The organism is uncultured Fibrobacter sp. (genome assembly GCF_947166265.1).
In the GTDB taxonomy this organism is placed as follows: Bacteria; Fibrobacterota; Fibrobacteria; order Fibrobacterales; family Fibrobacteraceae; genus Fibrobacter.
This window is the reverse complement of the sequence record NZ_CAMVDO010000021.1, coordinates 1-13,333: the sequence shown is the minus strand read 5'-3', so window position 1 is coordinate 13,333 and position 13,333 is coordinate 1. Positions and strand designations below refer to the sequence as shown.

Annotated in this window: 8 protein-coding genes and 1 tRNA gene; 3 read left to right on the top strand and 6 right to left on the bottom strand. The window is 50.0% G+C overall.

What is annotated here, in order from left to right:
- Positions 1-82 precede the first annotated feature (82 nt).
- Positions 83-1,240: a radical SAM family heme chaperone HemW gene (hemW, locus tag Q0W37_RS10695; protein WP_297701441.1), complete on the bottom strand. Its 1,158-nt coding sequence runs from the start codon at positions 1,238-1,240 to the stop codon at positions 83-85.
- A gap of 66 nt (positions 1,241-1,306) precedes the next feature.
- Here hemW and Q0W37_RS10690 point away from each other — a divergent pair, with 66 nt between their 5' ends.
- The 3 genes from Q0W37_RS10690 (at position 1,307) to Q0W37_RS10680 (ending at position 2,675) form a co-directional block, all read left to right on the top strand.
- Positions 1,307-1,486, top strand: coding sequence for a hypothetical protein (locus tag Q0W37_RS10690; RefSeq protein ID WP_297701439.1), 180 nt, complete (start codon positions 1,307-1,309; stop codon positions 1,484-1,486).
- Between the two features lie 8 nt (positions 1,487-1,494).
- On the top strand, positions 1,495-2,571 hold the full coding sequence (locus Q0W37_RS10685; protein ID WP_297701438.1) for an adenylate/guanylate cyclase domain-containing protein: 1,077 nt from the start codon (positions 1,495-1,497) through the stop codon (positions 2,569-2,571).
- A gap of 31 nt (positions 2,572-2,602) precedes the next feature.
- Positions 2,603-2,675 (top strand) — tRNA-Gly (locus Q0W37_RS10680).
- Positions 2,676-3,073: 398 nt separating this feature from the next.
- Here the strand turns inward: Q0W37_RS10680 and Q0W37_RS10675 are convergent.
- The 5 genes from Q0W37_RS10675 to Q0W37_RS10655 all read right to left on the bottom strand — a co-directional run bounded on the left by Q0W37_RS10675 (position 3,074) and on the right by Q0W37_RS10655 (position 13,218).
- Positions 3,074-3,592: an OmpH family outer membrane protein gene (locus Q0W37_RS10675; RefSeq protein WP_297701437.1), complete on the bottom strand. Its 519-nt coding sequence runs from the start codon at positions 3,590-3,592 to the stop codon at positions 3,074-3,076.
- A 67-nt stretch (positions 3,593-3,659) separates the two neighbouring features.
- Entirely contained in the window at positions 3,660-5,939 is a 2,280-nt protein-coding gene (locus Q0W37_RS10670; RefSeq protein ID WP_297701436.1) for an FISUMP domain-containing protein, read from the bottom strand.
- An 11-nt stretch (positions 5,940-5,950) separates the two neighbouring features.
- Positions 5,951-9,235: an FISUMP domain-containing protein gene (locus Q0W37_RS10665; protein ID WP_297701435.1), complete on the bottom strand. Its 3,285-nt coding sequence runs from the start codon at positions 9,233-9,235 to the stop codon at positions 5,951-5,953.
- Between the two features lie 103 nt (positions 9,236-9,338).
- Complete coding sequence (locus tag Q0W37_RS10660) at positions 9,339-12,053, bottom strand: POTRA domain-containing protein (RefSeq protein WP_297701434.1); 2,715 nt, start codon at positions 12,051-12,053, stop codon at positions 9,339-9,341.
- 229 nt (positions 12,054-12,282) lie between these two features.
- Complete coding sequence (locus Q0W37_RS10655) at positions 12,283-13,218, bottom strand: bile acid:sodium symporter family protein (RefSeq protein ID WP_297701433.1); 936 nt, start codon at positions 13,216-13,218, stop codon at positions 12,283-12,285.
- Positions 13,219-13,333 lie beyond the last annotated feature (115 nt).

The window sequence follows — 13,333 nt, the reverse complement described above, 5'->3', positions numbered from 1 at the left end:
TCCAAAGATATGATTTTTTTTTAGAAAACGGACAATAAAAATTTCTGCTGTGACACGTATCTCACCCGCATTCCAACACGGATTATTCCAAGTTGGAATATACGTTCGAAAGGTCTGTCACGATGTCGTCCATAAATATCCAGCCACGTCCCGAAAGCCGTATGGAACCGTCCGATTTTACTACAAAATTCTTACCAAGCCATTTATCGATACAGTGCCCCGCAAGTTTTTCCGCATCACGGACGCCCATGGCCTCTAAATCAGCGAACGAAAGCCCCCTCGACTGCCGAAGCGAAAGCCAAAGAAGTTCCATGATTTTACTTTCGCGGTTCAGGACATCGACCTCCAGCATTTCGGAAGGACACCCCGCCGAAACGTAATCGCGCCAGCGCGGATAAATTTCGGGCGCATAGTAGCGAACTCCACCGACAAAGCTGTGCGCCCCCGGCCCAAACCCCGCATACTCACCGCAATTCCAGTAATTCTGGTTATGGACGCTTTCGAACCCTTCGCGTGCAAAATTCGAGACTTCGTAACGCTTAAGGCCTTTCCGCTCCAAAATTTCTACGCCGCCCAGGTACATCGGTTCGTAGATATCCTCGTCTATGGCAAGCTCGCCCCGCGAAACCCTATGTCCAAGCCGCGAGCGGGGCGACACGTTCAACCCGTAAAAGCTCACATGATTCAACGGAAAATCCGAAAGGCGGTCCACATCGTCCAGGAAACCCTGCACCTTCTGAGTCGGCAAGTCAAACATCAGGTCCGCATTCACCTGTAACCCGCGCCTAGATGTCAAAAGGTTCAACGCCCGGATTCCCGCCTCGACCGAATGGGAACGCCCCACCAACTTGAGCAGCTCCGCATCGAACGTCTGCAAGCCGAGACTGATACGGTTTACGCCAAGTTCTAGCGCCGCCTCCACCGAAGCCTCGTTTGTCGATTCCGGATTGAACTCCATCGAAATTTCGGTTAGTTTATGCACATTCACACCAACTGAGGCGAGGCATCCAAAAATTTCGCGCAAGTATTCCGCAGGCAAAACGGAAGGGGTGCCGCCCCCCAGGTAAAGTGTCTGAGCAGTCGCCAGGAGTCCGGGATTTTTCCGTTCTAAACATACAATTTGCTTACATAAAAAACTTACAAATTCCTTATAAATACGGGGCTGCACGGGCATTACCCGAAAATCGCAATAATCGCAAATTTTTTGACAGAACGGAATGTGAAGATAGACACAAAACATTTTTTTAACAACAAAAAATTTTAGGTTCCTTGAAACATTTTGCAAAATTTAGATTATATAGAGAATATGAACAACGAAGAAAAATTAAACTGGAAGCAAAAACTGAAGAAGCGGCTCCCGCTCCTGATTTTTCTTACGTTATCCACCTCGATTTTCTTTCTTGCCTCGGCCCTGCTTCTTGACGAATCGTACAAGGACATCATCATCATCGCCATGATCTGGGCACTCCCCCTGTTTATCCACTGATACGCGCTATGGCCATTACACGACTGACGCAACGCAAATGCAAGGCAATCTGCTTTTATATCAGTAGCTGGGTTCTGGTAACCCTGTGCACGACCCTTTTGTTCATGTACGGCTCCGGCAACGGCATCAATCCGGGCAGGATCCTGTTCATGCTGCAACTATCCCTTTTCACCGGGCTTTCGCATTCCATTTACGACGTCATGATCTTGCAAGACGAAATGGACCAGAGGCCGGTCGTTACGGCCCTGCTCATCCGCTCCTGTTTTTTCCTCGCAAGCATCTGCGCAAACCTCACCTTATGCATTCTCATTTGGGAAATCGACAAGAGCGAAGGACTCATTAACGAAAACTCGCTAAAACAGGTGCTCCACTTTTTCAAGCAGCCGAGCAACCACATCCTGATATTTGCGCTATTCCTTCTCGGGCACCTGATTACCTTCGTGCGCTCCGTCCACAAGAAATTCGGCACGCGAGTTTTTATCAACACGCTACTCGGCAAGTACCAGGACCCCAAGGAAGAAGACCTGATTTTCATGTTTATCGACATGAAACATTCTACGGCCATCGCCGAAGAACTGGGCCACGTGAAATACAGCAACTTTATCCGCGACTACTACAGGCTCCTTTCCAACTGCTGCGAAGAAAACCACGGCGAGATTTACCAGATTGCAGGCGACGGAGTGTTCCTGACCTGGAAAACGAAGGACTGCCGTCGCAGGGCACGCCCCCTGGAATGTTTCCACGACTTCGCCGAATGCATGCAGCGCACCAGGAGCAAGTTCCTGAAACGCTACGGGGTAAGCCCCTCGTTCAAGGCGGCCGCCCACTGCGGCAAGGTAATTTCGACCGAGGTCGGCAACTTCGGGAGCGAAATGGCTTACCACGGCGATGTCCTGAACACGACCTCCCGCATTCAGACGCTCTGCTCCAAGCTCGGGCAGGATTTCCTTATCTCGGAAGACCTTTTCGCAAAACTTCCGCTGCCGCTCCCACACGGATTCCTGTGCATTAAAGCCGGGTTTTTCGAGCTGAGAGGAAAAAAGAACGGAATTTTGATTTTTTCTTTGCACCAACCCTTGACATAGTCAAAATATTATTCTATAATTGGGTCACCTCGCGGGAATAGCTCAGTTGGTAGAGCACGACCTTGCCAAGGTCGGGGTCGAGGGTCCGAGTCCCTTTTCCCGCTCGAATACAAAAGAAGCCTAGCATAAAGCTAGGCCTTTTTTGTATTCGAATGATTATGGGTCGGACCCGAGACCCCTTGGGGGAGAGGGTGCGGCATAATTTGGCTCATGCACGAAGTGCGAAGAGGCAAATTATGAGCTTGAGGCAAGCGCAGCTTGCATCGAGCCCATAGGGTTAGACCGCAACCTTGCGCAAGCAAGGAATATTGCGGGCTAACAATCCCTTTTCCCGCCAATCCCTTTTCCAGCCCAATACCCCTGCCTTGTACAGGCTAAAACAAAAAAAAGTCCTCGGTTAACCTGTACCGAGGACACGATTTCAACAATTTCAGGACTGCGGTACAGGCCACACGGCCCCGAACCACCACTCCAGCCTGTACCAGACTATCGATTATTCAGACTATCGATTGTTCAGGTAATCCAGGACCTTCTGGGTGAGGTCATTTTCCTTTTTCCAAAACACGACGGCACCGGTTGCACGGTCCACCACCATGTCGTAGCCTTCCTGCAGGGCGATTTCGTTGATCGCCTTTCGAATCAGCTGGATAATCGGGGCGCTCACCTTCTCGTTTTCAGAAATCAGCTCACCCTTACGGCCATACACACGGTCGATAAAATTCTTGAGTTCAATATCCTTCTTGTTGTACTCCGCCTCAAGTTCGCGTTTCTTTTCGTCGGAAAGCATCAGCACCTGCTTGTCGAGCTTTTCCTTGATCGCAGAAAGTTCCTTCTGCAGCAAGTTGCCCTGCTGTTCCCACTTGGCCACCTGGCGGTCGTATTCTTCCTGCGCCTTTTTGGTCCCCTTGTAGCCGTCAAAGATCAGCTTGGAATCCACATGCGCAATGCGCAGGCCGTCTTCGGCAAACGACACGGTCGCAAAAACCAGAGAAAGGAGTATAATCAGTTTTCGAAACATCATAAATACAATTTACAAAAATATAGGGCGCCCTTGATAAGGAATCATCGCAAAACGCCCTAAAATCATTTTAATCACTGACGCAAATCGTAAATAAATGATCGCCCTTCCTGCATGTATCAAAGGAATACGACGATTCCTTCACTTTAACACACCTTGCATTACTTGCGTCCACCTCGTCAGACGCCCAATACGCATCGACCCGATAAAGTTCAAGGCCGAAATTTCTAGGAATACCCGGCTTATTCGCAAAGTACCAAAGAGCATCGCCTCCAGGGACATTTGCATTCATCGTGTTGAAAAGTTTTTTCCAGTCCGCAACCGAGGGTATATGGAATCCTTCTGCGCACGTAGGTTCTACAGGGGGTACATAATGCGAGACATCCGTCCCCGTTGCAATATACCAAGTGAACTTATCCCTCGTATAGCAGTACCAGGTTTGCGTCCCTAAAGTAATTGTTTCCACCCAATAGCCCTTTTGGTTCAGGACAGAATCTTCCGAATATAGTCTCCAGTAGTAATTTTCATTACTGACCATGCATTTATACTCCGTCAGTCCGGTGAAGAAAACGGAATCACGCGTATAGTAATTACACTCCGGTATATCAGCTATCGGATACTTACGAACCGTATCCTTTTTCACGGTATCCTTCACAACCGTGTCCTTGGAGACCGTATCCCTAGGAACATATTTCCCGTAGTACTTCCAGTTTCCGTTGTAACAGTAATACACGGAATCGCCGCTTACGACATGAGAGGTGTCCGCCTGCGGGCAATAGCCGAATTTTAATTCCAGGCTCGTGGCATAGTCAAATACGTACTCGTTGCTGCTATTCTTTTTGCAAATAAAGTTGTCGCCTTCTATATCCTTTATCTTGCCCAGATTTTTCGAGGTACACAGGTAATACTTTCCGTTCTTCGCAGAAGTCTTCTGCCAGCGGTTATAGTCGTTGCACAGGTAAATGACATCTCCGACCACGACCGTATCGAAATAGCGGGTACTGTCGCATTTTCCTATATGCAAAAGTGCGTCATCGATTCGCCAGGCAAGCCTAGACGTATCACACACATAAAAGTTGCCTTCGTATATGAAAGCCTCACCGGCATGTTCAGCAGTGCATATACCGAGTTTTTCCTCGACATCCGAGAACCGGTCCCAAGAACCGAAACGGCATACAAACTTTTCTCCTCGACTGCTCTTGCTACGACCATACCTCGTAGAATCGCACGTTCCCAGAATTTCATTGAGACTCGCTATACGCCAACCCGTGGAATCGCAATGGTAATAAATACTGTCGTGCAGGGCCATGGCGGTCTTTCCCAAAGTCGACTCCGAACAGTAGCCCAATTCCGAGCCAGGGAATTTCAGGAGCATCCAGCCGGTATCGGTACAGGCATACCGCTTGCCATTCAGCAGGATTTCACGTTCCAAGTTTTTCGAAGTGCATTTTTCATCCACGTCCTGAATCGAGGCCAAGGTCCAGTCACCATCAATACAGGCATACAGCAACGAGTCGTGAATGGCTACCAGGGTTTTAGCCTCTTCGGGAAGGCAAGACCTGGAAAGCGACTGTTTCCATTCCCCGTCACGACATGCATAACCAACGTCCTCGGCACCCACAAACAACGTACCATAATCGCTATTCTTATCGCATTTCGGAAGGTCCGATAAATCGGACACAATCGACTTGCGCTTTACGCAACGGATATGGTAAAATTCCCTGGGAGAGGCCGCCGAATAGCTCACCGAGCCATCCGCCTCAATGGTAACGGCAGAATCGTAGCGGGCTAGGTATCTCGCCGAGGAATCGAGGCCGAAACATTCCAAAGTATCCCTCTTGGTGCATTGTCCGCCAAGGACCTTGATTTTCTTTTCGGCAAGGAACTGTTTCCATTCGTATATGGACGGCAAGCGGAACCCCTCGGGGCACACGCTCTCCGCGTTTTCTGCCATATAAAATCTCTTGTACTTGGGGCACAGACTTTCATCGTATTCGTAACAGGTGTTCTTTACGTCGGTCGTCACCTTGTTAACATCCTCGCCAAGCCACATGTATATTCCAAGCTTAACGATGGAGTATTTCGTGTCGGATGTGGGATCCGTCACCGAAGTCTCATCGCTGTTGTCATAATCGTTCACATCCAGGACATCGGCATCCGTAACGGGGCCTTCCGCCAATCGTGAACTAGAAGACTTCCCAGATTCCGAAGATGATTCCGACGAGGTTTCGTCATACACATCGGAAGACGAACTGGAACCGGAACTACAGGAGACAAGGAGTGCCGCCAAGAGAGAGAGGCCGCCCAGTAAGGCTCTGTTCTTCAAATTTAATTTATCAAAAATTTTCATACCTTACCCCACTAGTCTTTCTTGCAACGGACGGAAAGTCCAAGAATTTTAAAACTCGTTTCCTGGGGAACATAGTTGCCTATCGGTTCTTCCTCGAACGTATAATACAGCCTATCCGTAAACGAGTAATATTCCATCGTGTCCGCAGACGTCCAATAAGATTTTACCTTGTGGTCAATATACCTAGCTCTCGGTTCTATCCCATTCATCCGATAGAACTGTATAAAAGCGTTAGAGAGCATCGACAATCCATAAACGTAACTATAGTCACCATTGTTATAGACAGAACTTACATCCCTCATAATCTGATGCAGGTACATAAATTCGTCTTTCGACGGAATATGCCAACCCGCAGGGCACGCCTTTCTCGATGCCGCATAGGTATAGTGCATTCCGCTTTCACACGGAACATTCAGTTCGCCCATGCACCAGGCAGAATCCACGCCATTGTAGCGCATATCCTCGCTCATCCAAACTTCACCGCTTTTCAATTCGACATACTTGTACACCTGACCGTCGCGGGAATCCGTCATCATTTTCTGATCGAGACACTGAATTTCACCATTGACACACTTGGATTTGTTGAACCCGTTAAAGAAGGTCTCCCCGTCACGATTTTCGTCGCAGACGGTCAAGAATTCCTTTTCGGTTGCCGGAGTCCACGACTTAGGATTCCATTTTCCCGTACAGATAAACAGGGAATCCTTGTAGGTCATGCTTTTGCCTAGGAGCGATGTCCTGCAATACCCCTGTACGCTATCCTTCGCCGTCAACTTGAACCAGTTCGCAGAAGCCGTCGTATCGCAATAATATACGATGCTTCCATAAAGTTTCTGTTGCGGCGTAGCACTATTGCATTCACCCAGATAGTTTGCCGGGGAAAGATAGATCCAGTTACCCTTGCTACAGAAATAAACCGAATCCGGCCTGATGTAGGTAGACGTATCCGTCAGCGAACAACTTCCCATTTTTCCGAACGCGGTACTCACCTGTTTCCACTTGGCACCATAGCAATAGTAATAGCGGCTATCCTCCTGTATGATGGTTCCGTAAACGGATGGAGCGCACACCCCGTTTCTCGATTCAAATTCATTCAGCTCACGCCAAGTACGCGTATCGGAGCAAACAAAATCCTTCTTAGCGTAGGACTTGACCTCGCCCTCATTGCTGCTGGTACAAGCCCCCAGGTATTCCGACACGCTCACCATAGACCAGTACCCATTCTTGCAAACAAAGGCGGAGTCGTTTTTCACCTTCACGGAGTCCTGGTTTTTCGCGGTGCAGGTTCCTATGACCGTTTCGCGGGACCGAGGCGAACGCCAGCCCGAACTGTCACACACATAGCTTATTCCATCCAGTTTCTTTAAAGTTCCCATCCGGGAAATCAGGCACTGCCCCAGTTCCGTAAGGCCACCTTCGAGCAACCACTTCGCGCCATTGCAGTAGTACTTGATTCCGCCGTAAGTACCGAGTTTACCCTCGTTCTTGGCATTGCACTCGCCCATGACTTCGGAGAGGCTCGCAGTTTTCCAGCCGCTTTCCGTGCAGATGTAATCGATTCCCGTATCCGTCAGTTTCAACTTTCCGAGGTTACTCGATTCGCAAAGTCCAAGTTCCGACTCCAGCTTGGAAAGCTGTCTCCAAACAGAATCCCTGCAGATGTAGCCGTAACCATCATAGCGACGCATTTCGCCGTCACGCTTTGCGGTACATGTCCCGAGGTAATCGTCCTTTTTCGTCCTGCGCCAATTTTCCAGGTCGCAAATGTAGTCGTATCCGTCAGGAACCGTATCAATTACGCCCTGCCGTTTGGGAGTGCATATTCCAAGAGCGTTTTCAAGGGAAGTAAAATCATCCCAGTCGCTGTCGCGGCAAACATAGTTCCTTCCCCCGAAAGAGGCTATCTTGTAAGTCCCCGCACTATCGCATACGCCATAAACATCTTCGATGACGGCATAGCGCCAGCCACTAGAATCGCAGGCGTATACCAGGGTGTCATTTTCAAGTTTCAACGACGCGACCTTTCCATAGTTTTTCGCATTGCATTCTCTCAGATAATCCGTATTTTCAGCAAGGCGCCATCCCGTACTGTCGCAGAAATAGACCGACGTATCTTTTTCCATCTTGAGCGTGTCGATTTTTCGGTACTGTTCCTCGCCACAATAGCCCAGGTAATCGAACTTCTTGGCACTGCGCCAGCCCAAGGCATCGCAGACATACACCGCGTAGGAATCCCCCTTGACAAGGGAATCCAACTTGAAGAAACGCTTTCCACTGCAATACCCCAGGGAATCTTCGACCTCGCTGAACTTACGCCAAAGGCGGTCTTCACAGGCGTAATGGATTCCGTTAAATACAATCAAGCTGCTGTCGATATCTTCGGTGCAGGGGGTTCTGGAATCGTTGATACTCGCCAGTTGCCAGTAACCATTCTTGCAAACGTATGCGGAGTCGTTGAACGTCACGTAGACATTCTTCTGCGACTTGTCGCAATCATCCGTAAAATCGTCAACCCACCGGCTCCCCGTGCAATAGTAGTTGCTTTTCTTCTTTACCACATAGAACCTGTCCAGCCATTGAGCGCTACTCTCATTACACGTCGGCAGATCCTTGAGATTTTCGACGATATCCACATAGCCAACACAGCGAAGACTGTAGTAATCGTTCATGCTGAATTTAGAGAACGAAACGCCCTTGCTTCCCTTCTTAACGTGCGCCACCAGGCTATCCGCCGTCAGGTAGTAGGCGTCGGTATCTATCCCGGAACAGGTGGTAGATCCAAAAACGTTCGAACAGAAACCACCGTAAGAAAGATTGAGCATGGTATCCAGATCGGGATACTTCAAGCGCAAGCTCATCAGATTAAACCAGTCTTCCTTAGTGGGAACATGGTAGGAATTGGGGCAAGCATCCCCGGCATAAACATACTTGAACAGGCGACCATACAAATCGCAATTGGAGGCGCTATCCCCATAGCACATATTGGTCGTCACCATTTCATTCTTGGAAACGTTCGATGTCATCCAGCGGTACCTGCCCACCTGAACGGCTTCAAAATTATCCCTGAAGGAGCTACCCTCTTCCTGGATCAGTTCAAAATCCACAGCCACATCCTTGATATAGCTATCAGGAATCGAATCTACCGGATCGTCGTCTTCAACATTCTGGAGGCTGTCGAGAGAATCGGAAGAGCTTTCGGGAATTTCCTCTTGATTGACATTGTCACTTCCCGACCCCGAACTTCCACAAGCCCCCAAAAAAAGACACAGAACCGCACCATAAAAGTACTTCATCATATCGTACTCCGAAAAGAGTTTGTTCTTAGTCAGGCATAATATAAAAAAATAGGAACGGGCCTCGAAAAGCCCGTTCATACGTACAACTGAATTCCGGTAAGGTTTAGAAGCCCTGGCCTATGACAAAGTTGAACTGCATGTCGCCCACTTCGGTACGCTGCGTTCCACTATAGGTTTCACCCACATCCAAAGGCCATGCAAAGTCGAAGCCGATAATACCGAGCATCGGCACAATCACGCGGAAACCGAAACCGATATCCTTCTTGAGGCTCGTCGGATCCCATTCGCTGAGCGGGCTACGGCTCGGCTTCGGGACCTTGGTGCGCGGATTGTAGCGTTCACCGAACACGTTACCAGCATCAAAGAAGAACGGCAACAGGTAGAAGGTCTGCGGCACAAGGCCGAGCTGGAGTTCGGCACCCGTGTACTGGTAGCTACGACCCAGGCGACGATATCCGATAGAGCCCGAGCTATATCCACGCATCATGCCTTCGTAACCCATCACGCCACCCATGTTGTAGAGCGTACGGTACTGCAGCTGATCGCCGAAGATAACGCCGTACTGGTTGGTGAGCGCAATTGTCAGGCGGTCGCGGAACAGCGGGAACCACCACTTGATCGTCAGTTCGGTCTTCACGAAACTAAAGTCGCTGAACAGCACATCGTCGGCCCACTGCACGTCAAGCACATAGCGAGAACCTTCGGTCGGGAACTGCGGCAGGTTCTTGTCGTCGCGGAGCAAGCGGAAGTTCAAGGCAGATTCCACACCGGTATAGACAACGTAGCTGTCGTCAATGTTGGGGCCCTGCTTGTTCATGAGCCAGCTGTAACCGATCTGTCCGTAGAAGTAGTCATCGGGCCACTTGAGGCGCTTACCCAGGTAGACCGAGCCACCGTAACGGGTAATGTCGGGGTCGTCGTACTTGGACATGTTCCACCAGGAATAACTGAGGCTTGTACCCAAGGTAATCGGCTTGTCGAGGAACCAGGGTTCCTGGAAGCTCACCGAGGCGCTCTTCTTGTCCATACCGTATTCCACGCTGAACGAGGCGGCCTGGCCGTTACCCATACAGCAGTTCGGAATCGACACGCTTGCCGTACCCACGACACCATCGCTTTCACTATAGGAAACACCCAGGCTAAACTGACCTGTTCCCGCTTCCTTTTCCTGCACGGTAAAGTCGAGGTCCACGTCCTGCTCGCCCACCACCTTGATGTCGGGCACGACCATGTCGAAGTAGTTGAGCTGCATGATTTCGCGGAAGCTACGTTCCAACAGGGACTGGCGATACGTGTCGCCCGGATACAGGCGGACTTCGCGGCGGATCACCTTTTCGTTCGTCTTGGTATTGCCGTGGATATGCACCTTGTGAATCTGAGCCGGGAGACCTTCGGTCATCTTGTAGGACAGGTTCACAATCGAGTCATTTTCGAAAGTACGGGTTTCTTCGTACTGCGCGAACAGGTAGCCATCTTCGCGATAGGCATCCAGAAGCGCCTTGCGGGAAGCGTCGTACTTGTACTGGTCAAAGACTTCGCCACTGTCGAGGCGGAAGGCATAGGCAAGCATCTTGTCGTTCAGCACTTCGTTCCCCGAGAAATGGAGACCTCCCATATAGTACTTGCGGCCTTCGATCATGTGGATATGAACCAGGATAGCGCTCGAAGTCTTGATGTTGTCATACTTGTTCAGCGCCGGGAACATATCTTCGATCATGTAGCGCACCAGAAGCTTTTCCTGGTAAGTCGAGCGTTTCTTGATCTTGCGGAGAGAATCGATTTTCGCGTTTTTCCACTTGCGACCATCTACGATTTCGAGCAATTCCTTGCGGGCACTTTCGTAGCGGATAATGTCGTTCAACATTTTCCAGGCATCCTCTTCGGTCTTGACCGTGACCTTCGGTCTAGTCACCCAGGGCATTTCGCCCACCTCGCGGTGCTTGCGGAAAATATGCGTCACCTGCATTGTCGGCTTGCCCGCCATCTTGTAAAGCGGCGTCGCGGAATCGCCCAAAGCAAGGTTCAGCTGCTTGTAGAGGGCATCCAGGTTTTCACCCATCGGGACCATTCGGCCCATATAGAACAGGCACGTGGAGTCCGGCAGGTATTCGGCACTGTATTCGGTAAGTTCGGCGTCCAGGTAGCCAAAATGGCGTATAGCGTTCAACACGGTGTCGCGGTCCGCCTCGAAGATATTTTCCTTGAATTCGCCGCCGCCCCACCACTGGTCGAGCTTTGTCACCATGTGTTCCATGATGTCTTCGGCAGGCACGTGATCGTTGCCCTGAATATCGAACTGACGAACCTTGACCTTTTCACCCTCGCGGACAATGAAGGTCACCATGTTCTTGTTTTCGTCGACCGGCGTTTCGCGATAGCCCACCTCGGCAAGCAGATAGCCTTCGGTACGGTAATAATCCAGGATAGCCTGACGGTCGCGTTCCAACTGGCTCCTGCTGTAGACCTGGCCCGGAATCAGGCGAACCTTCAGTTTCAGGTCTTCTTCGGAAATTTCGTCGGGGCCTTCGAATACGGCGGTATCCAAGGCGGGAAGCTCCTTGATCTTGAAAATGAGGTCCACATCGGTGCCATCGCCCACATAGTCAATCCAGGCTGTCACATCGTCAAAAAGACCGGACTTGTAGAGGGAAGTCACCGAAGACTGCACCTTTTCGGTGAGGGCCGTCGGGGAATAGCTCTGTCCATCGCGAATACCGATTCGGCTAAGGACAGCACGGTCGTCCATGTGGACAGTTCCTTCGACCTTGACCTTATGGATCTTATTTTCGACCATGTAGCTTTCGGACATTTCGGACATATCCAAAAGCTGGGCCTCGGCAAGCCCAACGAATACAACAAGTAAAAACAGCCAACGAAAGCGCAGAATAAACCTACCTATAAACAAAATTCGGCACAAAAATACAAAAGTTGAAGCTCATAGACCTCACCCATATTCTAAAACCGCACAAAACTAGCAACTCCCCTAACGGGAAATTCGGTAAATTTTTACAAACAAATCGACAGGAATACGAATTAGCGAGATTCGCCTACTTATCCCACCGACGGTAAACGTTTGCGAGAATCGCTCCGGAAATGTTGTGCCACACCGAGAAGATGGCGCCGGGAACAGTCGCCATGGCAAGTGACGCAAATGCAGTCGCCGCAAGGCTTGTCGCAAGCCCCGAATTCTGCATACCGATTTCAACGGAAAGAGCCTTCGTCTTGGGCGTCGAGAACTTCAGCAACTTTCCAAGGCCAAAACCGCAGCCGTAACCGAGCAAGTTATGGAGAATCACCACGGCGAATACGATTGCGCCCGTAGAAAGAATCTTTGCCGCATTGTGCGAGACGACAGCCCCCACAATCATCGCGATGGCAATCACGGAAACGAGCGGAAGGACTTTCACGGCGCGGGTCGTAAACTTACCCAGAAACTTGTTGATAACAAACCCGAGTGCAATCGGCACGATGACGACCTTCACGATGGAAAGGAACATCGCCATCACATCCACGTTTACGGTGGTGCGCAAAAGCAAGTAGGTAATCGCCGGCGTTAAAATCGGAGCGAGTAAAGTGTTCACGCTCGTCATGCCCACAGAAAGCGCCACGTCACCCTTCGAGAGGTAGGTAATGACGTTGCTCGCGGTTCCACCCGGGCAGGTACCCACGAGAACCACACCCGCCATCAGGGCCGCATCAAGCCCGAAAGCCTTGGAAAGCAGGAATGCAAGCGCGGGCATCACGATGAACTGCGCCGCACACCCGATAATAATTTCCTTCGGGCGCGTAAACACGAGCTTAAAATCGCCCAGCCGAAGCGTAAGCCCCATGCCGAACATCACAATCATCAACAGATAATTCACCCACGAAAGTTCAATCCACAAGGTCGACTTGGGAAGAAACAACGAGAACGCCGCCGTGGCCAAAATGACAAGCGCCATCCACTTGCCCACAAATTCACTAATTTTTTCTAGGATATGCATAGTCTTGAGCGAGAGTTTTACAAATTTTCAAAAAAATAACATTTTCACGCAAAAAAGCACCTCTCCCCCATACAAAAAAGGCCGCAGCATTTTATTGCTACGGTCTTTAATGTTT

Bases quoted from the DNA above. Each gene is read 5' to 3' on its own strand.
- hemW (WP_297701441.1), bottom strand. From the start codon at position 1,240: ATGTTTTGTGTCTATCTTCACATTCCGTTCTGTCAAAAAATTTGCGAT.
- Q0W37_RS10690 (WP_297701439.1), top strand. From the start codon at position 1,307: ATGAACAACGAAGAAAAATTAAACTGGAAGCAAAAACTGAAGAAGCGG.
- Q0W37_RS10685 (WP_297701438.1), top strand. From the start codon at position 1,495: ATGGCCATTACACGACTGACGCAACGCAAATGCAAGGCAATCTGCTTT.
- Q0W37_RS10675 (WP_297701437.1), bottom strand. From the start codon at position 3,592: ATGATGTTTCGAAAACTGATTATACTCCTTTCTCTGGTTTTTGCGACC.
- Q0W37_RS10670 (WP_297701436.1), bottom strand. From the start codon at position 5,939: ATGAAAATTTTTGATAAATTAAATTTGAAGAACAGAGCCTTACTGGGC.
- Q0W37_RS10665 (WP_297701435.1), bottom strand. From the start codon at position 9,235: ATGATGAAGTACTTTTATGGTGCGGTTCTGTGTCTTTTTTTGGGGGCT.
- Q0W37_RS10660 (WP_297701434.1), bottom strand. From the start codon at position 12,053: ATGTCCGAAATGTCCGAAAGCTACATGGTCGAAAATAAGATCCATAAG.
- Q0W37_RS10655 (WP_297701433.1), bottom strand. From the start codon at position 13,218: ATGCATATCCTAGAAAAAATTAGTGAATTTGTGGGCAAGTGGATGGCG.